At 40.6% G+C, this 24,342-nt stretch carries 20 protein-coding genes, 1 tRNA gene and 1 pseudogene; 13 read left to right on the forward strand and 9 right to left on the reverse strand.

Translation table 11 applies throughout. From position 1 onward, the window contains the following. The 6 genes from AB7E63_RS02355 to AB7E63_RS02380 form a co-directional block, all read left to right on the forward strand. Positions 1 to 1,982, forward strand: a 1,982-nt coding sequence (locus tag AB7E63_RS02355) for a hypothetical protein (protein WP_428418599.1), incomplete at its 5' end; no start/stop codon positions are given. A gap of 67 nt (positions 1,983 to 2,049) precedes the next feature. Next, positions 2,050 to 2,120 (forward strand) — tRNA-Gly (locus AB7E63_RS02360). A gap of 92 nt (positions 2,121 to 2,212) precedes the next feature. Beyond that, on the forward strand, positions 2,213 to 3,019 hold the full coding sequence (gene rpsB, locus AB7E63_RS02365) for a 30S ribosomal protein S2 (protein WP_006341968.1): 807 nt from the start codon (positions 2,213 to 2,215) through the stop codon (positions 3,017 to 3,019). Positions 3,020 to 3,022: 3 nt separating this feature from the next. Beyond that, positions 3,023 to 3,862 carry a translation elongation factor Ts gene (gene tsf / locus AB7E63_RS02370; RefSeq protein ID WP_006341967.1) on the forward strand — a complete coding sequence of 280 codons (840 nt, stop codon included), beginning with the start codon at positions 3,023 to 3,025 and terminating at the stop codon, positions 3,860 to 3,862. Positions 3,863 to 3,932: 70 nt separating this feature from the next. Beyond that, the gene (locus AB7E63_RS02375) at positions 3,933 to 4,343 is read left to right on the forward strand and encodes a hypothetical protein (protein WP_232503235.1); all 411 of its coding nucleotides are present in this window, start codon (positions 3,933 to 3,935) and stop codon (positions 4,341 to 4,343) included. Between the two features lies 1 nt (position 4,344). Next, positions 4,345 to 5,253: a phosphatidylserine decarboxylase gene (locus AB7E63_RS02380; protein WP_428418628.1), complete on the forward strand. Its 909-nt coding sequence runs from the start codon at positions 4,345 to 4,347 to the stop codon at positions 5,251 to 5,253. Positions 5,254 to 5,624: 371 nt separating this feature from the next. Here the strand turns inward: AB7E63_RS02380 and AB7E63_RS02385 are convergent, their stop codons facing one another. Next, positions 5,625 to 5,987 (reverse strand): GNAT family N-acetyltransferase, encoded by a 363-nt coding sequence (locus tag AB7E63_RS02385; RefSeq protein ID WP_013924349.1) that lies wholly within the window; start codon positions 5,985 to 5,987, stop codon positions 5,625 to 5,627. A 142-nt stretch (positions 5,988 to 6,129) separates the two neighbouring features. Next, on the reverse strand, positions 6,130 to 6,393 hold the full coding sequence (locus AB7E63_RS02390; protein WP_428418602.1) for a DUF1778 domain-containing protein: 264 nt from the start codon (positions 6,391 to 6,393) through the stop codon (positions 6,130 to 6,132). 202 nt (positions 6,394 to 6,595) lie between these two features. Between AB7E63_RS02390 and AB7E63_RS02395 the strand changes: the two genes are divergently transcribed. Together AB7E63_RS02395 and AB7E63_RS02400 are read left to right on the forward strand one after the other, a co-directional pair. After that, positions 6,596 to 6,778 carry a hypothetical protein gene (locus tag AB7E63_RS02395; protein WP_148265713.1) on the forward strand — a complete coding sequence of 61 codons (183 nt, stop codon included), beginning with the start codon at positions 6,596 to 6,598 and terminating at the stop codon, positions 6,776 to 6,778. Positions 6,779 to 6,848: 70 nt separating this feature from the next. Further along, positions 6,849 to 7,838: pseudogene (locus tag AB7E63_RS02400) on the forward strand (ATP-binding protein). A 786-nt stretch (positions 7,839 to 8,624) separates the two neighbouring features. Here AB7E63_RS02400 and AB7E63_RS02405 read toward each other — a convergent pair. The 4 genes from AB7E63_RS02405 to speA form a co-directional block, all read right to left on the reverse strand. After that, positions 8,625 to 9,365 carry a Bax inhibitor-1/YccA family protein gene (locus tag AB7E63_RS02405; RefSeq protein WP_013924358.1) on the reverse strand — a complete coding sequence of 247 codons (741 nt, stop codon included), beginning with the start codon at positions 9,363 to 9,365 and terminating at the stop codon, positions 8,625 to 8,627. 96 nt (positions 9,366 to 9,461) lie between these two features. Further along, positions 9,462 to 10,427, reverse strand: coding sequence for a deoxyhypusine synthase family protein (locus tag AB7E63_RS02410; protein ID WP_428418605.1), 966 nt, complete (start codon positions 10,425 to 10,427; stop codon positions 9,462 to 9,464). 3 nt (positions 10,428 to 10,430) lie between these two features. After that, complete coding sequence (gene speB, locus AB7E63_RS02415; RefSeq protein WP_428418607.1) at positions 10,431 to 11,330, reverse strand: agmatinase; 900 nt, start codon at positions 11,328 to 11,330, stop codon at positions 10,431 to 10,433. A gap of 15 nt (positions 11,331 to 11,345) precedes the next feature. Beyond that, positions 11,346 to 13,217, reverse strand: a complete 1,872-nt coding sequence (gene speA, locus AB7E63_RS02420; protein ID WP_013924360.1) for a biosynthetic arginine decarboxylase — start codon at positions 13,215 to 13,217, stop codon at positions 11,346 to 11,348. Positions 13,218 to 13,367: 150 nt separating this feature from the next. On the opposite strand from speA, the gene AB7E63_RS02425 reads away from it, so the two are divergent. Continuing rightward, the gene (locus tag AB7E63_RS02425) at positions 13,368 to 16,820 is read left to right on the forward strand and encodes a penicillin-binding transpeptidase domain-containing protein (RefSeq protein WP_006342356.1); all 3,453 of its coding nucleotides are present in this window, start codon (positions 13,368 to 13,370) and stop codon (positions 16,818 to 16,820) included. Beyond that, positions 16,817 to 17,512: a hypothetical protein gene (locus AB7E63_RS02430; RefSeq protein ID WP_006342357.1), complete on the forward strand. Its 696-nt coding sequence runs from the start codon at positions 16,817 to 16,819 to the stop codon at positions 17,510 to 17,512. The genes AB7E63_RS02425 and AB7E63_RS02430 overlap by 4 nt, the downstream gene beginning before the upstream one ends. Before the next feature lie 5 nt (positions 17,513 to 17,517). Here the strand turns inward: AB7E63_RS02430 and AB7E63_RS02435 are convergent, their stop codons facing one another. The 3 genes from AB7E63_RS02435 to AB7E63_RS02445 form a co-directional block, all read right to left on the reverse strand. After that, a complete protein-coding gene (locus AB7E63_RS02435) occupies positions 17,518 to 19,152 on the reverse strand; it encodes an NAD+ synthase (RefSeq protein WP_059360185.1) in 1,635 nt (544 codons plus the stop codon). A 96-nt stretch (positions 19,153 to 19,248) separates the two neighbouring features. Beyond that, the gene (gene nqrF, locus AB7E63_RS02440; protein ID WP_006342359.1) at positions 19,249 to 20,589 is read right to left on the reverse strand and encodes an NADH:ubiquinone reductase (Na(+)-transporting) subunit F; all 1,341 of its coding nucleotides are present in this window, start codon (positions 20,587 to 20,589) and stop codon (positions 19,249 to 19,251) included. 90 nt (positions 20,590 to 20,679) lie between these two features. Further along, positions 20,680 to 21,093, reverse strand: a complete 414-nt coding sequence (locus tag AB7E63_RS02445) for a hypothetical protein (protein ID WP_006342360.1) — start codon at positions 21,091 to 21,093, stop codon at positions 20,680 to 20,682. 137 nt (positions 21,094 to 21,230) lie between these two features. On the opposite strand from AB7E63_RS02445, the gene AB7E63_RS02450 reads away from it, so the two are divergent. The 3 genes from AB7E63_RS02450 (at position 21,231) to trkA (ending at position 24,341) form a co-directional block, all read left to right on the forward strand. Continuing rightward, entirely contained in the window at positions 21,231 to 22,199 is a 969-nt protein-coding gene (locus tag AB7E63_RS02450; protein WP_036746527.1) for a tRNA dihydrouridine synthase, read from the forward strand. A 19-nt stretch (positions 22,200 to 22,218) separates the two neighbouring features. Continuing rightward, on the forward strand, positions 22,219 to 22,902 hold the full coding sequence (locus tag AB7E63_RS02455) for a class I SAM-dependent methyltransferase (protein WP_006342362.1): 684 nt from the start codon (positions 22,219 to 22,221) through the stop codon (positions 22,900 to 22,902). A gap of 89 nt (positions 22,903 to 22,991) precedes the next feature. Next, the gene (gene trkA, locus AB7E63_RS02460; protein WP_013924365.1) at positions 22,992 to 24,341 is read left to right on the forward strand and encodes a Trk system potassium transporter TrkA; all 1,350 of its coding nucleotides are present in this window, start codon (positions 22,992 to 22,994) and stop codon (positions 24,339 to 24,341) included. Position 24,342 lies beyond the last annotated feature (1 nt).

Below are 24,342 nucleotides of genomic sequence, written 5' to 3' on the forward strand. Positions count from 1 at the left end.
AATTTGGTGGATCTATGCGCAAATGGGTTGTCTCTATTCTTTCTCTGATCGGCATCGCTGCTGTGATTGGAGGATCTTTTTACTGGTTGAATCAGGAAGAAACGCTTGCCGTCCCAAAGACGCACATGGAAGAGGCCCTTGAAATGCAGGTGGCTACTCGTTTTGTTGAGGATGGTCGTTTTGCAGAAGCTTTGGCGATTATTCGGCAATATGAGCCTGAAATGGAGCGATATTCTGCGAGTGGCAAGCAATGGCTAAGACTCATGATTGATGCCAGTGAGAAACAGGGGAACATTCAACAATTACTGATTTTGCATCGTTCATTTCCAGATGCCTTTGACGCAAACGAAAAGGCTGCTTTGACGATAGCGGATAAGTGTGTGCTTGATCAAAAGACGAAAGAGTATCAGTGCATTCGGTCTCTTTGGGAGGGGCAGGAGGGACAAAAAGAAAAATGGCTTTTCTTAGATGTGGAAATGTTGGCACGTGCAGGCCGTCTTTCAGATGCGATTACACTCCTTAAATTTCAACCATTGGGCGATCAAAAAAGCGAATTAAAACGGTTGAGCCATTTGGCGCTTCTTCATCTCAAAGATCAAAATCCACGCATGGCCTGGGATTACCTCAATCAAGCGCATAAGCTTTCTCCGCATGATCCAGAAATTCGTTCATATCGTGGAAAAGTTCTTGAAACCATCGGGAAAAAGCAGTTGGCCTTCAGTGAGTATTTAGCGGCTCTTCAAGAACATCCTGATAATCTGTTTTTGATTGACCAGGCTGCCGAATTTCAGCTTAGACAAAAAAATTATGTGGATGCAATCGACTTGTGGACCAGAGGGCTTCCTCTTCCGAGTTTAGACACTATTTGGTTGAAAGCCTTATTTTGGAGTCGCATGACAACTCCGGCTCAATTTAATTGGAAGGAAGAAAAGGCTCCGAGAGGGAAATTAAGGCCGTTCATCAATTATTTATTAGTTTTAAAGCCTGGTGAATTTTGGGATGCGCATGCATTTGCACAATTGAATGCCTCAGAGGTTTATCTCAACAATCAACAAGCCACATTTTGGTTGCAAATGTTAGCGGAGCTTAAACAAGGGAACGAAGAAGCTGCTTACCAATTGATTGCCAAAAATCCATTTAAATTTGAGTCTTGGAATCCAGAGCTTGAGCAGGCATTACGCCAAATCATCTCCTACAGACAACGGAAAGAGCTCGAATCTTTTGATGAATTATTAAAAAATGAATCGGCTCCTCACCCCGAAGACACGCTTTTTTCAGAGCTAAACACTTATGTGAGAAGTGGTTTCAGGCCGGATGAATTCCCTCAGCCCTTAAAAGAAATTCTGGAGAGTGACCATGCTTTTACGGTGGCACTTTTAGCTGCGGGATGGAATGAGGCGGCTTTGGCGATGTATAATGGAAGAGACCTCTCCGAAAATATTCCAGACTGGGTTGCTTATCGTTTAACGCACGCTCTATGGGAAAATCGCAATGCCGAAGAGGCATTACGTTTTGCGCTTGGACAAAAGAAGTCTCCAGAGCTCTCGTTAACGATCGGGGAACTCTTAATTGAGCGGGGCGATATTGACGTGGCTCGTGCAAGGCTTCATAATTTGGTTGGAGAGCCAGAAGTCGGATTAAGAGCCATTCAATTAGTCAGCGAATTGTACCAGAAACAAGGCCTCTATGGGCAAGCCAAAAAATTCATCGAGCAATTTCCCGATTTCAGCGATTCCATCATGGGAAAAGAGGCCCTGGCTCGCATCGCTTTAAAGCAAGGAGATGAATACTCAGCACGTATGTTTTATCGCTCAATTCAGGATGAATCAGCAGATGCGAAAGCTTATTTCGTGCGGAAAGCGATTGAAGAAAAAGATTGGGGACAGGCCAAAGCTTTAACTCTAAGTATGCTTGTCGAATCTCCAACGGATTCTTTTTGGTTGGATACACTGAAAAAAATCAAAGAAGAGCAACAAAAGTAAAAAATCATGAAAAAGAGAGTTGCAATAAAATCCGAAAATTTGCATACTCTCTATTTTCACTTGAGCCGCGCCTGTAGTTCAATGGTAGAACAGTAGCCTTCCAAGCTACGAGTGTCAGTTCGATTCTGATCAGGCGCTACTTTTCACAATCCAAATAAACATCAAAAAAAACCAAGACCGAAATTTTTCCCTCAGGGAGAAATGCCGTCGTCAAAAGAAAGGGACAAGGCTTGGCACAACAAGAAACATATCAAGAAGTTACAATAAAAGATTTATTGGAAGCTGGCGCGCATTTTGGACACCAAAAACGTCGCTGGAATCCAAAAATGAAGCGCTTCATTTTCGAAGAGCGCAACGGTCTTTACATCATTGACTTAGCAAAAACATTGCAGCAAATCCGCTACGCAAAAGAAATTGTTAAGCAAGTTGTCGAAAGCCATAAATCTATTCTGTTCGTTGGAACAAAAAAACAAGCAAAAGCCGTTGTTCGCGATTTAGCTGAACAGTGTGGCGAATTCTACGTTTGCGAGCGCTGGTTAGGTGGAATGTTGACAAACTTGACAACCATTCGTCAGTCAATCAAGAAACTTGAGCGTATCGAAAAGCGTATTGCAGCAGGAACAGAAGGATTCACCAAAAAAGAATTCTCCTTGCTCACTAAAGAACAAATTAAACTTGAAAAAAACCTTTCCGGCGTTCGTGGCATGCGCAAACCGCCAGGACTCGTGATCGTTGTTGACCCAAGCAAAGAACACTTAGCTGTTGCAGAAGCAAACAAACTAGGCATCCCAGTCATGGGCTTGGTCGATACAAACTGCGATCCAGATCCAATCGAATACGTCATCGCATGTAACGACGATGCTTTGAAAAGCGTTAAACTCATCGTGCAAGCATTGGCACAATCGATCATCGAGAAAAAGAATGAAATGCGCGTCGCATCTAGCAAAGGTGACTTTGTGGAAGAGGATGAGGAAGAAGGCGAAGAATTTATAGTGCGCGTTGGCTCAGATGATGATGCAGGCAGAGGGGAGGAGTAAACTATGTCCACACCCGTAACTGCAGCAATGATTAAAGAGCTTCGCGAGCGTACAGGCATCGGCATGGGTGCTTGTAAAAAAGCTTTGGAAGAAGCAAATGGCGACATGGAACTCGCGATCACTAATCTACGTAAATCTGGAGCAGCTTCAGCTGTGAAGAAAGAAGGACGTACGACGAATGAAGGCATGATCGGTGAAGCTCAGAACGATAAAGCCATCGCCCTTGTAGAAGTGAATGCAGAGACAGATTTCGTTGTTAAAAACGAACGTTTTCAGCAATTTGTACAAGCCATTGCGAAAGAAATTGCAGACACAAATCCAGTATCTTTAGAAGCATTTCTTCAACAGAAATATTCTCAAGACAGCAACATGACAATCGATGATCTGCGTTCTTCGCTCGTTCAAGCAATTGGCGAAAACATCCAAATTAAACGCTTAAAAGTGCTGCCTAAAAAGGCAAACACTTCGGTTGGAGTTTACTCTCACCTTGGCGGGAAAATGGTAACTGTCGTTGAAATCACAGGAAGCAATGAGCAAGAAGCCCTCGCAAAAGATATTGCGATGCATGTTGCAGCAGCAGCACCTGAGTATGTATCTCCAGAGCAAGTTCCAAGCGAAGTATTGGAAAAAGAAAAAGAGATCGCACGCAGCCAAGTTGTTGGAAAGCCTGATTTTGTAGCAGACAAGATTATTGCAGGGAAATTGAACTATTTCTACGATACAGCATGCTTAGTTTGCCAAAAGTACATCAAAGACGATTCAGTCAAAATCGAAGATCTCGTCAAACAGAAAGGCAAAGACCTTCAGTTGACAAGCTTTGAACGTTGGACTGTTTCTCAGTAATTTTATGAAACCAATCGTGAGTTATCTTGCGATTGGTTTTTTTTATGAAGTTCATTTTAAAGAGGATCAAATGACTAAGAAACTTTCTCTTCTGTTAGTTACTTTAGTTGCTTTAACCCAAACTTTATTCGCTGATGAGCTTCGTCCAATCACAGCCGATACTCCTCGTTTTAATCAATCCATTGAATCTGAAGCAAATCCTCTTGCACAATTAGACCACGTGATAAAAGCATCTGAAGAACTCTCGCAGCAACAAAAGCAGTTGAAAGAGTTATTAACAGAATATGTGCGTATGCAAAACGAGTATATTCACAACCAACAAGATCGTGAAATGCTTTTTCGCCTTGTGAAAGTGGCTTATAAGGCTCAAACTCTCATTGAAGAAACCCATTTGTCCCATGCATTTCCTCCTGAGTTTTTAAAAGAACTTAGCCTTTTCTCCCAAGTTGGAGCAAAGCGTGGATTGCCAAGACCCTCTTAATATGGAAACCATTCAGTATATCGATCGCCTTTCACAGACAGTAGAGACCGAAAAAGTTTACGGAGGACAATTCCTCAAGCTTTTATATGGACGCGATCTATTAAGTCGAACCTTGGGGGCATCCGTTCTGTTTTTTCTTGCGCGCTTTCCCATTTTTTCTTCCTTTTATGGTTGGTGGCAATCGCAATCGTGGACAGCAAAAAAAATTCAGCCTTTCATCGATGCATTTCAGGTAAATCCATCAGAATTTGCTCTGCCTGTGGAACAGTTTAAGTCCTTTAATGATTTTTTCATCCGTAAACTCAAACCAGATGCTCGTCCCCTTGCCAAAGAAGAGAATGTGGCGATCATGCCCGCTGATGGACGGTATTTGTGCTATCAAAACATTGAAACGATTGATGGGTTTGTTGTGAAAGGGAAGAAATTCTCTTTGGATGAATTGCTTAAGGATTCAGAATTAGCCAACCGATATCGACAGGCGACCATGGTGATGGCGCGTTTGTGCCCCACAGATTACCATCGGTACCATTTTCCTTGTGAGTGTATTCCTGGCATCACAAATATGATTCCTGGCGACCTTTATTCCGTTAACCCCATTGCCATTCGGCAAAACGTGGAAATCTTCACGGAAAACAAAAGAACGCTATGTGAGCTCGAAACGGCTCAGTTTGGCAAAGTGCTTTTCATTGAAATTGGAGCCACCTTCGTCGGTAGTATTCACCAAACTTACACTCCCCATTCCCCAATCAAAAAAGGGGACGAAAAAGGGTATTTTTCGTTTGGAGGATCCTCCCTTATTCTCCTTTTTGAGCCAAACACGTTGCATTTAGATGAAGATCTTGTTCAGGCAAGCTTGAACCATATCGAAACTAAATGTCTAATGGGTCAATCGCTCGGACGTAGATTATGAATAGATTGCTCCTTTTTCTCTTAGTTGTGTTTTCTTTATTGTGGTCCAGCCATTCCTTTGGGAAAATTTTAAGAAGGGGATATGTTTTGTAGTTTTTGTAAATAATTTTTTATTGGGTTTGTCGGCTGTGAAAATGTTCTTTTATGTGAGTTTTTAATAGATCCGCATTCTACAGAGACACAAAAATTAAGAGAAAAATACAATGAAGCTGACATTAAAATTTTAAAAAATTATAGACCTGATAACATCCTTCATATGTCTCTTCAAAAGCTAATGGAATGAATTGAGAATGCAGAAAAAGCTGCAAGCAATTTCTATAGTTGTATCATTACACTTCCTTTAGGATATCCTTGCTTTATTCTTTTCAATAATTATGCCACAAACAGCTTTTGAACCGTTTCCATGGGTAGAAATAATGTTAGATCACTATCTTGGCATTCTATAAAACCGAAATGCTTATAAAATGCTTTTGCATTTGAATCTTTGGCATCTACAATAATCGCAAAAGCTGCAATAAGTCGAGATGCTTCATGAATTCTTAAAAGAGCATCGATCAGCAAAAATTTGCCCACCCCACTTTTTTTAAATCTTTCATCAACAGCAAGTCGTCCTATTTTTGCTATAGGAGTGGGATATTTTGGTAAGCCTGCTCTTTTATCATTAGGAACTGAGGAAAAGGCTAAAGAACCCATACTTATGGTATAAAAACCTATAACAATGCCCTCTTCTTTCAATACAAACGTCTTTCCGAGGCCTTTTTATGGTTACCTTTTGCATATCTTTTTTAGATATTCATCGAGCTCTAAGCTGCCACAAGAAAAGTATTTATAGCTTTCGGGAGTGACTTCCAAAAGAGATAATGTATTTTTAAGTGCACTACTCATATTTTTTTTTGTATTCTAGAAAAGCATTTTTTAAGTTTTCATTTGGTTCTGGAGGATTTTCTAGAGCAGCTAAAAATGTATCTCTATCTCTATCTGACAGAACGAGAAGATTGCTTTCTTTTACAATTTCAGCAGATCTCTCTAGAGCAGCCATCCGTAAAAAAGCAGATAAATTTATACCAAGATACGTGGCTGCTTTCTCGAACTGCTCCCTTTCTTGATGGGAAGTTCTAGACTCTACGCGATCTTTTTTCATAAATGCTCCTATACTATTTCTTTAATTTTAGCAAAATGTACGTAATTTGTACAAACAAAGCGACCCTTTATTGCATTAAATCCTAGTATGGGATGAGGGTTTTTTTTAAATATTGTACTCTATTCGACATTTAATAGATTTTTTATTATCCTTGTTTAAAAGGAAAGAATTGAGAGATGTTGGTCTTCCACAAGAGGAAAGCATGGAAAAAATTTTGGAAGTTCTTCAAGAAGAATTCAAAGCATCATTGAGCAAAACGACAGATAGCATTAGGCGTAATTATCAGTTTCCTGAAGCAAAAAATATTGCCAAAGTTGCGGTTGGAATCATGCGCTCTGGAAAAACGTATTTTTTATTCCAAACAATGAGAGATCTCATTTCATAATATTTCATTAGATCGTCTACTTTATCTTAATTTTGAAGATGATAGATTGATGCCAATTGACCAAAAAAAAATGGGGGAAATGGTCGATGCTCTCTATATACTTCAACCCGATTTACACAACCATCGCTGCTTTCTTTTTCTTGATGAAGTTCAAAATGTAGAAGGATGGCCCTTGGTTATTTGGATACAAAAGACGTTGAAATTTATGTCACCGGCTCGTCGGCTAAGTTACTTAGCAAGGAAATTTCAACATCCTTACGTGGGCGGTCTCTATCCGTAGAAATTCAACCTTACAACTTTATTGAATATTTAGATTCTCAAAGTATTCCTTTGCCTTCTAAGCCATTTGGGAAAAAAATCTTAGATAGCTATCGCTTTCACCTATTAGGATTTTTCCAAAAAGGGGGATTTCCGGGCATCCAAGCATTATCGACTCACGAAAGACTAGAAACATTACAGAATTATGTGGAAGTGGTTGTTTTCAGGGATATTGTAGAACGGCATAAAGTAAGTAACATAAAATTGCTTAAGTATTTTGTGAATGTGCTTCTGAAAAATGCTGCTTCTAGATCCTCTATCAACAAGTTTTATAAAGATGTGACTAGCCAAGGACATAAAGTAGGAAAGGATACGTTATACAGTTACTTAGAGTATTTGGAAGACGCTTTTGTTATTTTTGCGATTCCCATGTTTACAGAATCTGTGCGCGCTTTAGAAACAACGCCGAAAAAGATCTATGCTGTTGACAATGGTTTAATTAATGCATACCTTCAATCTTTCTCTAAATTTTGGAAAACTGCTCGAAAATCAGGTTTATCTAGATTTGCGAAGGCAAAAAAAAGAGATTTTTTATTACAGCACCAGCGAAGGTTACGAAATAGATTTTATTACAAAAGATCGTGAAGGGCAGTTCGAAATGATTCAAGTTGTTTGGGATAAAAGCGATCCCCTTACATTTGAAAGAGAAGAAAGAGCTCTTATATCTGCAGAAAAGGAATTAGACATCAAGGGCAGAATGATCGATTATGAAACATATCTAAAATCTTTTCAGACGTTCTAGAGCGGACTTACATCATCGGTAAACAGTTTCACAAAAGTTTCAAAGTAACGACCATCTTTAAAAGCTTTTTGGAGATTCAATCGAGCATCTCTAAAACAGCGATAAATTTCCCTATTTTCTTTTGCGTTTGATTCATGATCAATGACCATACATCCAGGGCTTAAATAAGAACTTAAGTTCTTATTTCATCCAGAGAGACATAGGAAAGTGAGTTTTTGGATTGAACTTCTATTCGCAAAAGCAACAGAATTATTTCTTCCAAATCCAAGCGGAATCCCGAGTAAAATGTCACTATGAAGTCCTGTGTACTCTTTATTTTTTTGATTGCACAATTTATCTAAGAAATAATCAGTGGGTTGCATGGAGTGGGTGCTTTTTTGAAATAAATTTAGATTTTCCTCTATCACCTTTTTAGCAGCTGATTTATTCACGATCACAAACAAATTCGATTCTGGGATCAATCGTAGGACATAACATTTTGATGAGAAGAGGTGCTCGTATTTTTTCCTACGTATTCCAACCATTCCACTCAATCGAGTAGGGGAACCATTGGAGGAATTTTTGAAAGTTCACAAAATTGTTCAATAGAAACCGGTTTTTCACCGCATAAAGTATATCCAACAAACGTCTGGTGCATTAAATATTTTAAAAAAAGACTTGAGTTTTTCCTGGTCATTCGGAGGGCATAAGTATTTGAAACGATTAGGCGAACAATGCAAAAATAAAAGAAATATTTTTTCATGTAATAGTTAAAGAAAGCCACTCCCAGAGGAGTGGCTTGTGGATTTAGCGGTCTCTCAATTTAGATAGTAGGCGTAAAAACTCTACATACAGCCAAATTAAGGTCACCATTAAAGCGAATGCTCCATACCACTCCATGTACTTTGGAGCTCCTTGACGGGCACCTTTTTCGATGAAGTCAAAGTCCAAGATGAAGTTCAATGCTGCAATGACAACCACGAATAAGCTAAATAAAATGCCGAAAGGTCCGCTTCCATAAATATACGGAACATTGATTCCAAACATAGACAGGAGCATGGTTGCAACGTAGACGAGTGCAATGCCGCCTGTCGCAGCCACTATGCCTAGTTTAAAATTGTCGGTTGCTTGAATAAAGCCGGAACGGTAGGCGGCCAGCATGGAAAACAGTGTGCCGAAAGTCAGTGCTGTGGCTTGAATGACAATACCTGGGAATTGTTTTTCAAAAATGGACGAAATTCCCCCGATAAAGAGTCCTTCAAGTAAGGCATATCCAACGGATGTAACTGGTGCCCATTCTTTTTTAAAGGCTGTCACGAGAGCTAAAACTAAGCCTCCAATTGCACCGAGCATCATCCAAGGGTAAACCACTTGAACGTCACCTGTTTGGTAAAACTTAATCCATGTCCAGCCGGCTGTTAAAAGAACGCAGGATAAAAGGATTCCTGTTTTATTAACGACCCCAGACACAGTCATTTGTTCGTCTATCGAATAGTATCTTTCGCTTCGGAAAGTGTTGTCTTGTAAAGTAGGATTTGATGAACGCATAGTTCTTTCCTCCATGGTTAAGAAAGTATTCAGATTAACTGATTTTGGAATTCTTGACAAAGTTGAGAAAAAAAAGCTGCCAAGCGGCAGCCCTTCTTAATTTCCTAACACATAGTTGAAAACGAGCGGAGCGACGATTGAGGCGTCTGATTCAATGATAAAGCTGGGTGTTTCAACACTCAATTTTTCCCAGGTAATTTTTTCATTCGGAACGGCACCACTATACGAACCAAAAGAGGTAATACTGTCGCTGATCTGGCAAAAGTACGCCCATAAAGGAACTGGTTGCTTTAAATCTTGTCTCAGTAAGGGGACGGCACAAATGGAGAAATCTCCTGCAATCCCACCCCCAATTTGAAAAAAGCCCATCTTGTGTTGTTGGGATTGTTGCTTATACCAGTCCACGAGCACAGCCATTTGTTCAAAGCCTGTTTTCACAATTCCATAAGAGCTAAGGTCTTTTTTGATGACGTGTCCGATGAAGATATTCCCTAACGTAGAGTCCTCCCATCCAGGAGTAAAAATCGGAAGATGTTTTTCTTTTGCCGCGATTAGCCAGGAATCTTTCGGATCAATTTCGAACGATTTTTGAATGCTTGGCGAGTCCAAAAGTTGATACATGTACTCATAAGGAAAATAGCTTGAGTGGCTTTCGTCAGCCTTTTTCCAAAGTCCCAAAATGTCTTTTTCAATGCGTCGAATGGCTGTTTCTTCAGGAATACAGGTATCCGTAACTCGGTTCATCCCTTTCTTTAATAGCTCGTTCTCATCAGCTTTACTCAAGGTGCGATAGTGAGGAACGCGCACATAGTGATTGTGTGCGACCAGATTAAAGATATCTTCTTCTAAATTAGCCCCTGTACAACAAATGGCATGCACTTTGTCTTGTCGAATTATCTCTGCCAACGAGATGCCCAGCTCTGCAGTGCTCATGGCCCCTGCCATAGTTAGAAACATTTTCCCCGATTGGCTTAAATGGGTAATCCATGCTTCAGCGGCATCTACACAAACAGCGGCGTTAAAATGTTTGAAATTTTTTTGCATGAAAGTTCGAATGCTCATGATCTACAACCTATTTGAATAAAATGTATAGCTTAATAATTTATAAATGAGCTTGGCGGCCAAAAAATCGCAAGAAAGATTGGCGGGATTTGGGCAGAGTTCTACGACATCAAATCCCACAATTTTTTTGTGTTTAGCTACCTTTTTTAAAAGTTGTGTGGCCTGATTCCATTGCAATCCTCCTGGCTCAGGTGTGCCTGTAGATGACATTAAGGAAGAGTCGAATGCATCAAGATCGAAAGTGATGTATACCTGGTCTGACAGTTTTGAAAGGACTTGGTCGATCCAATGTTTGTTGTCATCTAGCGTATGCGCAAAGAAAGTATTTGGAGGATCAAGATTCGGGAGCTCTTCGGAGCTCATGCTACGTATGCCAACAGAGACTATTTTGTCGACTTGTGAAATCTCTTTTACACGGGCCATCACGGAGGCATGACTCCATGGATCATCTTCATAGGCATCTTGCAGGTCTGCATGCGCATCAAATTGTAAAACGGAGATGGAACCAAAGTGTTCGGCATGGGCGCGTATGGGGGCGTAGGAAATGGAATGCTCTCCACCAAGTGTAACGACAAATTTGTTATGGGAGAGGAGTGTCTTGGTACGCTCATGAGTTTGCTGTAACATGTCTTGAGAAGTCTTGGCTTGAATAGGCTGATCTGTATAGATGCCTTTTTTGTAGACTTCGGAATCGGTTTCAATATCATACAATTCCATGTTTCGAGAAGCTTCAATTAGGGCCGCAGGTCCTTTGTCACTGCCTTTTTGGTAAGTCGATGTTAAATCAAAGGGAACCGGGAGGATCACGATTTCAGCACCTGATAATTGTCCGTAGGGGTCTGGCAGCCCTACATATCTGCCGGCAACGCCTATGCCTTGCCCAATGGGGTGTTTTGATTGCATGGGATAAACCTTTTTTTAAACAACTAAATACGTATAACTTTCAAGGGCTTGCTTGAATTTTTTCTTAATTTGAGCCGATTCTGAAAGAGTAATACGACCAGCTTTTAAAGAACGCTCAATGTGTTCATGTAAGCGTGTCGTTAGCTTTTCTGAGTTATATTGCACATAGGAAAGCACATTGGCCATGGTATCGCCTTCAACAAGTCTCGATAAGTCCCATTGCCCATTGGCTCCAAGTTCTGCATGCACAACATTTGTATCTCCAAAAAGATTGTGCAAACCCCCTAAAATTTCCTGGTAGGCTCCCACAAGGAAAATGCCAACGTAATAGGGTTCATTGCGATAGTCGTGCAGTCTTAAAAAGTGATTGGGTTCGTATTCTCCAATAAAGGAATCAATCTTGCCGTCACTATCACAGGTAAGGTCAGCCAAAATGGCTTGATGGGAGGGTGTTTCATGTAAGCGTTGAATGGGCATTACAGGAAATAGTTGATCAATCGCCCAGGCATCTGTCAGCGATTGAAATACTGAGAAATTACAGAAATAGGTTTCGAGCAGGATTTTGTCTAATGTTTCGAGTTCTTCAGGAATTTGACGGAGCTGTTTGTAAAATGTGCGAATCTTGGCCAATAGGTGACGGATCGCTTTTTCTGCGTAGGCTCTTTCTTTTAAATTCATAGTTCCATAAATAAACTCTTCGAGTACCCGATCTTTCAATTCCATGACGTCATGTAATGTTTCACGGCAATTTTTTAAAGAAAGTTCATCCTGTAATTCATCCAAAGTTGTTAATATTTCATGCTTGCTATGTGCATTCCATTTTTCTGGGATATTGGGGGTGGTGGTGACATCGATGACTTCTGTAACTAAAACAGAATGATGGGCGACAATTGCACGTCCTGCTTCTGTGATGATGATTGGATCAGCAACATCGGCGGAAAGGCAGGCCTCTCCAATGGCAAAGACCACATCACGAGCATATTCTTCCATGGTGTAGTTCATAGATGAATCAGAATCGCTTTTTGATCCATCATAGTCAACAGCAAGTCCACCACCAACATCAAAGAAAGATAAAAAGGGAAGCATCGTGGCCAACTCTGTATACATGCGTGAAGCTTCTTTCAGGGTTTTTTTGACAGATTCAATCGTCGTAATTTGACTTCCCAAATGAAAGTGTAAGAGCTTCAGCCAATGGGTTTTTTCATGGTGTTGAAGCGTTTCGATGCATGCAATAATTTCATGGGAGAAGAGACCAAATTTAGAATGTTCGCCTCCAGAAGATTTCCAACGGCCAGAACCTGTATTGGATAGCTTCATTCTGAATCCAATTTCAGCCTCCACTCCTAATTTTTTGGCGGCATCTAAGACAAGCTGTAATTCGTAAGCTTGTTCAATAATAATGAGGGTTCGACGCCCTAATTTACTAGCGATTAACGCTAACGAAATGTATTCGATGTCTTTATATCCATTACAGAGTAGAATGGTGTCTGGATGTGTATCGATAGCAAAAACAGCGATGAGTTCAGGTTTACTGCCGACCTCTAATCCCATTTTAAACTCTTGGCCAGCATGTTGAACAGTTTCAACGACGTGCCGTTGTGGATTGACCTTAATGGGAAAAACCATTTGATGGGTATTGCGGTAGTTAAATTCCCGAATGGCAGCTTGGAAGGCGGCATTCAAGCGTTGAATACGATCCCTAACGATTCCATTGAATCGAATCAAAATGGGAGCTTCAATGCCTTGTTCGACTAAAGATGTCATGAGTTCAAAAAGATCGCCACCGGCTCCTTGTCGATTTGGTTTGACGACGATATGTCCTAGGGCGTTTACATCAAAATACTCTTCGCCCCATCTTTTGATCCAATAAAGGTCCTCATCATGCATTTAAATCATCCTCTTTAGGAATCACATCTATTTATTGTGGATATAACGCATGCGCGTTAATTTTGCGATAGCTAAAATAGAGCGAGTTTTTCTTTCTTCTTTTCGAAAATTGAGAGAAAATGAAGATCGAATGGATTAATTGGAATCGGCATGGCAAAAAATCGTGAACCCAGAAGGTTTTACCGACCTTCCATACAGAATTTAGATATTCCGGCAAAGGCCAATCGGGTCTTAAATGTGATCTTAGTTGCACTTTTGCTTGTGATCGTACGCGTATGGCATTTATCTGTGGTTCAGTATGAAGATCGTTTGGAATCATCTAGTAGACCACAGAAGAAAGTAGTCTTAGAAGCCTCTAAAAGGGGAACGATTCGGGATCGCTTTAATATTCCTTTAGCCGTTAACAAAATCCAGTACAACGCGGCGATTGTATATGCTGAATTGCAGCAAATTCCTTCTACGTCAACCGTTTATGGAGCTGACGGAAAAAAAACTAAGGTTTACAAAAGAAAAGAATATATTGAAAAACTCACCCAAATTTTGGGCAAAGAGTTGCAGCTGGATCCAAATTGGATTGAAGATATCATTTACTCAAAAGCTGCCTTCCAATATCACGTTCCTTTTGTCATTAAACGAGAAATTACGGAGCAGGAGTATTACCGACTCAAAGGTTTAGAAAGTGAATGGCTGGGTATTCATGTGATGTGCGTGCCTAGGCGTTATTATCCGCAAGGAAAAATAGGGTCTGACATCATCGGTTATATGGGCTCTATTAGCAAAGAAAAATATGAAGGAATTTTAGCTAAAATTTCAGAGTTAAAAGAGTATATCCACAAGGAAGAATCGGGAGAAGATCCCTTTCTACCTGATGGGTTTGATTCCTCTCAGCAGGTTCGACAAGCTTTAGTCGAGCTTGAAGAACATGCTTATACGATTAACGACTGGGTCGGCAAAACGGGAATTGAATCTCAATTCGAAGCTGATCTAAGGGGCTATCACGGCAAAAAATTTTACCATTCAGATGCACGTGGAAATTTTCTAAAAGAATTGCCAGGTTCCACCGAACCTTTATCAGGACGTCGTTTTCTTTTGACGATTTCTTCTGAATTACAAAGTTATGCGGAACAATTGCTTGCCCAAAACGAACAAATTCGGAAAGTCCGGGTAACCAAGGAAGATTCGGTCAATTTGACTACACGTGAGCCATGGATAAAAGGGGGCTCCATTGTCGCCATGGATCCAACCAGCGGGGAAATTTTGGCCATGGCAACCTATCCACGCTTTGATCCAAACGACTTTATCTCTTCTAGCCATAAAACAATTGGCAAACAAAAACGGGCAAATGTGCTTAGGTGGTTAGAGAATGAAACCTACATTGCAGATATCTGGAATCAGCGACGGCCATTTGAAAGAGAATTCTATGATAAGAAAAAAGAAGAGTTTTACGAAGAGGGAATCATGATGGAGTGGGAACAATTTCTGTCGATGATTTTGCCTCCTGATAATGCTGTAAGGACCCCTCTTCAAAAGATTAAAAATATCAAATTAGCTGTCGAATTTTTGAATCATATTGAAGCTTTGATTCAATTATGTGAAGATTGTCGCCTACCCGCCATTCTTAATCAGCTCTATAGGGAAGATGGGCACATTCTTTTAGGCAAGGCACTTCCTGCCATGGAAAAAGAAGCGTTACTTCGAAAGATTCGGGAAAACCAAGAGGCTATTCAGGCACTAAAACAAAAGCTTTCTCCTTATTTTGAATCTCTTTCCACCAACTATGACAAAATATTGCTGGTAGATATCTGTCGGTTAGCTGTGCAAGAACAAGCATTTTCTCCTGAGCTTTTAGCTGCTGTTGGAGATCAGACTCTCGTCTTCTATTGTGATGCTTCTGCAGCACAAGTCGGCCTTATGGAGGGCATTTGTGCCATCTCTAAAGAATTATTTCACAAAGTGGATTTCGCAGATTGGAGAAAGCAAAATCAGCAAGTCTTTTTAAAACAAAAGCGTCTTGAAGAAAAACAAGCGAAGCAATATGCCCGTCCCTATCTGGATTTGCTAGACCGGCAAGAAACGGTCCTGTTTAACGAATTTTGGGATCAAAATAAATGGGATCTCGTATCTGTATTTTTAACGGGAAAATGTGGGGCAGTAGATGAAAAGACAGCGGTTTATGTGGAGCATTTGAATCAAATGCGTCTTGAAGTTAAGGATGGGCTACATACCGAAGAAAAGTGGTTTATGGCGTATGCTAAGCTTCAAAAAGCCCTAAAGACCATTCCCGCCTCTCTGATTCCCGATTATTTAAAAACCATGCGTGGCTACCATGACCTCACGCGTCCTTTATTTGGTTCTTACCGAATGTTGCGCAAAAGTGGGGCGCAATGTCATCTTGAAAAAGATTTAGCAGCGGGATTTTATCCTAAATACGGATTTGGATATGGACGTTCACAAGCTTTTCGGCAGGCTGCTACTCAAGGATCTATTTTTAAACTGATTACAGGCTATGAGGCGCTCAGGCAGCGTTATATGCTTCTCGATGGGCAAGCTTATACTTACCAAGATTTGAATCCTTTAACATTAGATGATCGTGTTTTTCGAAAAGGTAAGGAATTATTTGTCGGGTTTACAGAAGAAGGAAAGGCTCTTCCACAGCACTACAAAGGGGGGAGATTGCCAAAGAGTCTTTCCTCTCAAATTGGAAAAATTGATATCAAAAGAGCGATAGAAACGTCGAGTAATCCCTACTTTTGCTTGCTTGCGGGAGATATTTTTCAAGATCCGAATGATTTGGCGCGTGCAGCCCAAGATTTCTCATATGGCTGTGCAACAGGAATTGATTTACCGGGTGAAATTTCAGGAAATGTCCCTAAAGATCTAGCTAGCAATCGCACAGGCTTGTATGCGACCGCGATTGGGCAACATACATTGATTGTCACGCCCTTGCAGACAGCTGTCATGCTATCTTCTCTAGCGAATGGAGGGAAAATTTTGAAACCCAAGATTGTCCGCATGGCAGCAGGGAAAAAGCTAGAAGTTGGAGGGATACTAAAACCTTGCGAAGAAAATGCGAAAAGTCATGTGGAATGGCTGCCGACGATTGTCAAAAAAGAAGTTTTCATGCCGACGGCCATTCGAAAGATTCTTTTGGAGGGATTACAGCAGGTCAATGCGCATCTCTATAAAAATAGTATGCCAGCGCTGTCTAAACTGTATCAAGGGCATCCAGAAGTTATTCAGAGCTTCCTAGAGCTGAAAGAACAAATGATTGGAAAATCGAGTACAGCTGAATCGGTAGAAAACCTGGATCTTGACTTTCGATTTGGAACCAATATTTATAATCATGTATGGTTTGGAAGTATTTCTTTTGACCCGAAACATGCAAACGGTTATGAATCAAATCGGTTTGTTTATCGAGATCCCTTTGGAAATCCAGAGCTCGTTGTCGTTGTCTATTTGCGCTATGGGGCTTTAGGAAAAGAGGCGGCACCACTTGGTGCTCAAATGGTTAAAAAATGGCGCGAGATAAAAAATCGTCACAGTGGTGAGTTTTTGTTAAACTCTCCATTAACTGTAAAAAATCCTAACAAGGAAAGCATATGAAAAAAATAGGCTTACTGGTTTTCGTTTTTTATGTGAATTTTTTGATAGCAGCAACACCCATCACACACACATATTTAGCCTATCAATTTTTGGAGAGATACCCATTTGAAGAGGAACTGGATAAAAAAAGCTTTCTTCTGGGAAATCTTTTTCCCGATATCCGCTACTTGGGTGGCATTAAGAGAGATCAAACCCATTTTACAGGAATGACATTAGTCAACGTTTTGGAGGAACCCTCTCCATTCGTGGCTGGGATGAAGTTTCATTCATTTGTTGATGCGGAACGCAACCGATTCATACAGGAAGAGGGAATTTATACCCGATTAATAGAGCTCAATGCGCCAAAAGATCCTTCTTTTTTAAAATTCGTTGAAGATGAGCTTGTTTTCCCTTTGTGGAACTGGGAAGAATGCCTATTGTGCTTACAAGAGACTGTAAAAGATGAAGAAAAATGGGGTGTCAGTCAAGAATCCGTTTTAAGATGGCATCAAATTTTACAAACTTTTTTTTCTTTGCCACCTAGTTTTTTCTTAGAAAACCATCATGCAAATGATAATTTTGGCATACCGTTAACACATGCCAAAGCGTGGAGTTCTTTGATTAAACCAACTTCTGAGGATGTTGTCATTCAAGAATATGTGTGCAAAATGTTAAAATATTTTGGGAATGCCATTCAAAATTCGACACTGTAAACTCTTTAAACCCACTTTTGAACAATAGGGAATTTTCTTCCAATTGTGAAGGCTTTTTCTGTCACTCTTAAGCCGGGAGGACTTTGTCTGCGCTTGTATTCATTTTGATGAATTTTACGAATTATGCTTTGTACTAGCTCTACAGGAAAGTGATGTTTTTCGGCAATCCATTGAGGTGTTTGATGTTCTTCCACGTAGTCTTTTAAAATAGCATCGAGAATTTCATAACTGGGTAGGGTGTCAGAATCTTTTTGATTAGGACGTAACTCGGCAGAAGGGGGCTTATGAATGGTGTTCCATGGAATAATTTCTCTATGTCGATTAATCCATTTGGAAAGGGCGTAAACCTCTTGTTTGGAAACATCGTTAATGACGCCTAATCCACCACACATATCTCCATATAATGTAGAATATCCCACTGCCAGTTCACTTTTATTTCCTGTACTTAGCACAATATATCCATGTTTATTCGAAAGGCTCATCAAAATCATGCCTCGAATGCGTGCTTGGAGGTTCTCTTCTGTAGCATCTGCAGGTTTATTTTCAAAAAAGGGATTCAAAAGGTGGAGGTAGCTCTGAAAGGGGCCTTCAATGGGAATGTTCAATAATTCTATCTGTAAATTTTTGGCGAGTTTTTTCGCATCCTCTAGACTACCAGTTGATGAATAACGGGATGGCATGGCAACACCGAGTACATTTTGATGCCCTAATGCTTCCACGGCGATGCAAGCAACCAGGGCTGAATCAATTCCTCCTGATAGACCTAAACATGCGTGCTTAAAGCCCGACTTGTGAAAATAATCGCGAACTCCAAGGACAAGGGCGGAATAAAGCATTTCAACTGGAGATTCTATCCACTCAAATGGAGGCAAGGGTTCTGAAAGATCAACAATATGCAAATCTTCCTGAAATCCTTTGGCAACACTGCATAGACGTCCCATGTTGTCTACAAAACAACTATGTCCGTCAAAAATTAAGCTATCATTACCGCCCACTTGATTGCACAATACAGCAGGGCATTGAAGCGTCATAGCGGCTTTACAAATGGTGGTGAAGCGATGTCTGAGTTGTCCAATGCAAAAAGGGGAGGCAGAGAGGTTGATCAATAAATCGGGGGATAAAGGAAGTAGATTTTGAATAGGGTCTTGCCGATAGTTGGTAAATTTTAGCAAATTGCTATGTTGCCACATGTCTTCACAAATGGTTATCGCAATATTTTTTCCGCATAAGGACCACAAACGTGTATGGTTGCCAGGTTCAAAGTAACGTCGTTCATCAAACACGTCGTAAGTGGGGAGGAGCTGCTTATCTTGGTATCCCAAAATTTTCTGATCTTGAATGATAGCAGCGCTGTTATAGAGCTTTTTTTCTAAAACGTCGGGATTAGAGCGTGGGAGACCTAAAAGTACGGCGATTCCTTGCGTTTGGGAGACAATGGTTTTTAAATGACATTCGACTTCTTCCATAAAATTGGGGAGAAGCAGAATATCTTCGGGCGGATATCCACACAAGGCTAATTCAGGAAAGACCATTAGATCGATCCGATTTTGCTTTCCTTTTTCGATAGCGGCCAAAATTTGTTGAGTATTTCCTTTTAAATCGCCAATGATCGGATTAATTTGGGCAAGGAGTACGCGCATAATAGGTTAATATATCCACTTTGTGTGTAAATGAGGAGAGAGCACACAGAAAAACTTTCTGATGTGCTCTCTTAAATATCCAAGATCAAAAATGCTTTAACTTCCAAAATCATCCAAAATAATACTTTTGCGAGGAACCCCATAATCATCTAGCAATTTCAGAACGCTGATGTTGTGCATAGGTGGTCCACAGACATAAAATAAACATTCTTCAGGACTTTCCATCTTACTCAGTTGCCCAAGTTCAAAAGCTTTGAAAAGGTAGTTTGTCTTAATGGGGTCGTCCTTAGGCCATCCAGCAGAAAGGTCTTCAGGAAGAGGCTCTGATAAGACAAGATTATAAGTAAAGTTAGGGTATTTTTGGGCAAGTTCTTCATATTCTTTTTGATAAATATTTTCTTTAATCGAGCGTGCTCCATACCACATGGACACTTGTCGTTGTGTGTGTTCGGTGTTAAACAGATGGAGAATGTGGCTGCGCCCAAATGATGATCCAGCACCCCCGATTAAGAAAATAAGCTCTCGATTGTCGTTGATCATAAAAGATTCCCCGTAAGGGCCTGATAAACGAACGTTATCTCCAGGTTTTAAACTAAAAGTATACGCGGAACAAATTCCCCAGGGAATTGAATCCGAAATTTTTCCCCCCACAAAAGGAGGAGTGGCGATTCGAATGTTAAACATCAGCTTTCGGCCTTCCGCTGGGTAGGAGGCCATGGAATATGCGCGGATAATTTCATTCGAGCCTGTTGGTAGATGACTAAAATCAATCGTTTTGTCAAATAATCCAAATTTTTCCCAATCCGCATAGAACATGGGATCCATAGTGCTTTTCCAATCCGCTGTATTTGTTTTAAAAGGCGGAACGTGGAATTGCAAATACCCTCCCGATTGATAAGGGACTTCTTCCCCTTCCGGAATTTCAACAATTAATTCCTTAATAAAAGTGGCCACATTTTTGTTGCTCACGACGGTTGCTTTCCACTCTTTGACGGCCAAAGAATGCTCGTCAACGAGAATATGAAGATCATGCTTAACCTTCGCTTGGCAGGAAAGTCTCCACCCTTCTTTTAACTCTTTTTTATTGAAAGTTCCTCGATCTGTTTCCAAAGGCTCATCTGCCCCTTCGACAATACGTACACGGCACTGCTTGCAAGTAGCTTTTCCTCCACAAGGAGAAGGGACGGGGATTCCATTAGAAGAGAGGGCTTGTAATAAAGTCGATCCACCTAGCACTTGTTTTGTCAATTTCGGATCGCTATTGACCTTGATCTCACATTCTTCGCTATTCACAAATTTTGCTTTTGTAAAAAGGATGAGGGAAGTTAAACCCACACCGATTAAAACAAAAGCGGCAATGGCATAAAGCGATAAAATGGGATCAATGCCAAAAAAATTGGCTAGTAAGGTTAAGGATAAATGACTCAAGTTAAACATAGCTCCATAAGAAGGTTAGGTCATTTTTATTTGCTTGCAATTTGAACCATAACGCGCAGTCTTTTTTCCCTCAAGAAAATAACTCAACTCTTAGCCGTATATAATCGCAGGGTGAATCACTGCAGCTGCAACTTCTCTCACAATTAACAAGGTTCGAAATGCAGGAAAAGTGACAAAAGCTAAAAAATCGTCAAATAAAGGTTGCGCATGTCTAAAAATGTTATTGCAATACCGATCGAAAGGGCCTGAAAGCGGTTCATTGTTTTTTATGCCTGGGTCGCTGTAAACATTTTCCATAAGATTAAAAAAGTTTTTAGCGAAATGGCTTACGATAAAGGCTGAGGAAAAAGGGGCTCCCGCAGCATGGACGATGGCCATTTTTAAAGCCTCTACCCTCAAGTAGATATTACTAAATGTGACGCGTTGACCCGTGCTTTTACGGCACGTTGATTTAATGTACTCATTTTGAAAGGTTGAAGTGGAATTGTAGATGCCTACAGCCATAAAAATCTCCGGTAGTGAAAATTAAATGTACTTAACTCCTCGATATCCAGTATCATAGATCACAAATTGTTTTTTAAAAAACAATTTCTATGCATAATATTAAAGACATTAATAGTCAAATACTAAGAGGCGATAAAGTGAATTTACTCCCGAAAGGCACTGGAAATTGTCCCTACCTTTTATTAGCGCCTATGGAAGGATTAGGTGACCGCCCTTTTCGCAAAGCGATGGCAAAAATGGGGGGATTCAATGAGGCCTGCACAGAATTTTTGCGTGTCCCATCGAATGCCCATGTGGCTAGTTTAGCCAAACAATATCAAAAGGATGACACCTTTCCCATTCCGCAAGCTGTCCAAATTATGGGATCCAACCCTGAGCTTATGGCAGCGATGGCGCAAGAACTGGCTCAACGAGGCGCGCATCGGATCGATTTAAATTGTGGATGTCCATCCAATACGGTGACGGGTCGAGGGGCTGGATCGAGCTTATTAAAAGATCCCTCACAACTTTATCGGATTGCGAAGGCCATGGTAGAGGCTGTCTCTGTTCCTGTTACAGCTAAACTCCGTTCAGGATATGAAGATATTTCCTTATTCAAAGAAAACCTTTTAGCAGCCCAAGAGAGTGGGATTAAGTTTATGACATTGCATCCACGCACAAAAGTGGATGGTTACACGCCACCAGCGAGATGGGATTTAATTGCCGAAGCGAAAGCGTTACTTAAAATTCCTGTTGTGGGAAATGGCGATATCTTAAATGTGGATGATGCTGTGAGAATGCTTAAAGAAACGGGGTGCGATGCACTCATGGTTGGACGAGGAAGCGTGATTAACCCATTGATTTTTCATCAAATTCGCGCTTTTTTTGCGGGACAACAGTATGTTCCAGAGAAAAATGCTCTTCAAAATTTTGTTCAAAATTTTTTATGCGCCATGGCAGAAGGGACTCCCATTTCAACGCAGCTCAATAAACTCAAACAGTTGATGAGCTTTCTTTTTAAAGGAAATGCACGACTCTTAGAGAGGCGAGGTGAGATGTTGTCAAAAAGATGTGCAAATCCAGCTGAATTCCTTGCATTTGTTTTTCCTATGTTGCTAGAAGGATAGAAAATAGCGAAGGGAGAAAATGATGGAAGATTGGGAAAAGGCTTATCAAGCGCTTCCTGGAGAACCTTACTTACAGGTCCTGGAAAAAATTCACGCCGCTTTAAAACCGAAGACATATCTAGAAATCGGTGTTCAATATGGTTTTAGCTTTTGTTTAGCGGGTCCACAAACCTTTGCTGTTGGTGTGGATCCCAATCCATGCATTCAAACCGATCTTCACGCTTGGTCGCGCATCTATCGTCAGACCAGTGAAGCTTTTTTTATTTCTTACCCTGGGGATCCTTTTGATTTGATCTTTATTGATGGGCTGCATCAATACGAAGCCATTGTGGATGACTTTTGCAATGCAGAGCAATACTGTACACCTCAGTCGATCATTTTGATTCACGATACCATTCCTTTAAGTGCAGAATCCTCTAAAAAAGATTTCGATCCCGGCTTTTGGACGGGGGATGTTTGGAAAATTGTGCCCACCTTACTTCAAGCCCGCCCTGATTTAACTATTTTTACAATCGCCTGCCCGCCAAGTGGACTCACTGTAATCAAAGGTTTTGGAAAAAGTGAAGGGATCTCATCTGAGGTCGTTGATCAGTTTCGAGAAAAGGAATATGCGTGGATAGAATCCCGGAAGAAAACCGCACTGGGTGTCGTAGAAAATCGAGAAGACATTTGGATGCCTCTTTTGCTCAACAAAAAATCTTGAAAGAAGATTAAAGAAGCTTCCTTCGATTTGGAAATAAATCTAATTTTAAGTTAGCATCTTGTCTTAACGCAATCTGGTTAGGAAAAGATATGAACATCGTGATCGTGGGGGCTGGGGATATGGGACGCCATATTGCAGCCATGCTTTCTAAAGAACAGCATAATGTTGTGCTCATCGATAATGATCCTAAAAAAATCGAGAAAGTTTCTTCCACATTGGATATTGCTGTGCGCGTGGGATCGGGAAGCGATTGGGTTCTTTTAGAAGATCTTTTAGAGTTATCTCCACACGTTTTATTAGCTCTGACAGGTGATGATGAAACAAATTTAGTGTCTTGTTCTATCGCCCGGCATCTTGGGTATCCCAGAACTGTAGCTCGTGTTGGGGATAGCCGGTTTTTAAATAATACCCGCTTAGATTATTCCCACATTTTTTCTGTCGATTACTTCATTGCTCCCGAACTCCTTGTTGCAAACGATATTGTAAAATACATGGTCAGCCCAGGATCTCGGGCGGTTGAACATTTTGCGCATGGTGCTGTGCAGTTAAGAACGCTTGTGATTCCGTCAAAATGGAAGAAAGGAGATCGGTCTTTAAAAGATTTGGGATTGCCTTCTGATGTTATGGTAGGGCTTATTCGTCGGCCAGATAAACAAGGGTTTCGGGTGATTTTTCCGCATGGAAAAGATCGTTTACTTCCTGGGGACGAGGTCACGTTTATTGGAGATGCTGAAACTGTATCAAACCTCCACCACTATTTTGGGGGGATTGATCGCGCTTTTAAATCCGCCACGATTATTGGGGGATCCTTAACGGCCATTAATTTGGCTAAACTTTTAATTCAAAAAGAAGTAGCGGTAAAAATTATCGATAAGAGCTATGACAAATGTGCGCAGTTGTCTGAAAAATTGCCGCAATGCACGATTGTTCATCATGATGCCACCGATCTAGAATTTTTACATGCTGAAAAAATTAAAAACGCAGATATTTTAATTGCTTGTACGCGAGATGATGAAACTAACTTAGTGACGGCTTGTCTTGCTAAAGAAGCGGGTTGTGAAGATGTTGTCGCCATTTTAACGAATTTAAGTTACCTCTCTTTAGTCGAGCGCTTGGGCGTTCATTATGCTGTTTCTCCTCGGATTAGCGCGGCCAATCACATTCTTTCGCAAATCTTTTCTGGGACAGTGACTTCACTTATCTCCCTCTATGAAAATCAAGCGGAAATTATGGAAATCAATGTATCCATGGATTCAAAAATTGTGGGGATTCCTTTGGCAGAGCTTGGTCCTTTTTTTCCAGAAGATTTTCTGATTGCTGTTATTCAAAATCGAGGAAGGGTGATGATTGCAAATGGAGGGCGTATTATTTCTCCTGGAGATACTGTGATTGTCATTACATCCCCTCAACACGTGGCTGAAATCCAAAAAATGTTTTAGT

The sequence above is a fragment of the Parachlamydia sp. genome (genome assembly GCF_050255895.1).
GTDB lineage: Bacteria > Chlamydiota > Chlamydiia > Chlamydiales > Parachlamydiaceae > Parachlamydia > Parachlamydia acanthamoebae.

What these genes read in the sequence shown, in the direction of transcription:
- AB7E63_RS02425 (WP_006342356.1), top strand. Translation starts at nt 13,368, where the DNA reads ATGGCAAAAAATCGTGAACCCAGAAGGTTTTACCGACCTTCCATACAG.
- AB7E63_RS02435 (WP_059360185.1), bottom strand. Translation starts at nt 19,152, where the DNA reads ATGCGCGTACTCCTTGCCCAAATTAATCCGATCATTGGCGATTTAAAA.
- speB (WP_428418607.1), bottom strand. Translation starts at nt 11,330, where the DNA reads ATGCAATCAAAACACCCCATTGGGCAAGGCATAGGCGTTGCCGGCAGA.
- nqrF (WP_006342359.1), bottom strand. Translation starts at nt 20,589, where the DNA reads ATGTTTAACTTGAGTCATTTATCCTTAACCTTACTAGCCAATTTTTTT.
- AB7E63_RS02430 (WP_006342357.1), top strand. Translation starts at nt 16,817, where the DNA reads ATGAAAAAAATAGGCTTACTGGTTTTCGTTTTTTATGTGAATTTTTTG.
- AB7E63_RS02410 (WP_428418605.1), bottom strand. Translation starts at nt 10,427, where the DNA reads ATGAGCATTCGAACTTTCATGCAAAAAAATTTCAAACATTTTAACGCC.
- trkA (WP_013924365.1), top strand. Translation starts at nt 22,992, where the DNA reads ATGAACATCGTGATCGTGGGGGCTGGGGATATGGGACGCCATATTGCA.
- AB7E63_RS02395 (WP_148265713.1), top strand. Translation starts at nt 6,596, where the DNA reads ATGGAAAAAATTTTGGAAGTTCTTCAAGAAGAATTCAAAGCATCATTG.
- AB7E63_RS02445 (WP_006342360.1), bottom strand. Translation starts at nt 21,093, where the DNA reads ATGGCTGTAGGCATCTACAATTCCACTTCAACCTTTCAAAATGAGTAC.
- tsf (WP_006341967.1), top strand. Translation starts at nt 3,023, where the DNA reads ATGTCCACACCCGTAACTGCAGCAATGATTAAAGAGCTTCGCGAGCGT.
- AB7E63_RS02455 (WP_006342362.1), top strand. Translation starts at nt 22,219, where the DNA reads ATGATGGAAGATTGGGAAAAGGCTTATCAAGCGCTTCCTGGAGAACCT.
- AB7E63_RS02375 (WP_232503235.1), top strand. Translation starts at nt 3,933, where the DNA reads ATGACTAAGAAACTTTCTCTTCTGTTAGTTACTTTAGTTGCTTTAACC.
- AB7E63_RS02390 (WP_428418602.1), bottom strand. Translation starts at nt 6,393, where the DNA reads ATGAAAAAAGATCGCGTAGAGTCTAGAACTTCCCATCAAGAAAGGGAG.
- speA (WP_013924360.1), bottom strand. Translation starts at nt 13,217, where the DNA reads ATGCATGATGAGGACCTTTATTGGATCAAAAGATGGGGCGAAGAGTAT.
- AB7E63_RS02405 (WP_013924358.1), bottom strand. Translation starts at nt 9,365, where the DNA reads ATGCGTTCATCAAATCCTACTTTACAAGACAACACTTTCCGAAGCGAA.
- AB7E63_RS02380 (WP_428418628.1), top strand. Translation starts at nt 4,345, where the DNA reads ATGGAAACCATTCAGTATATCGATCGCCTTTCACAGACAGTAGAGACC.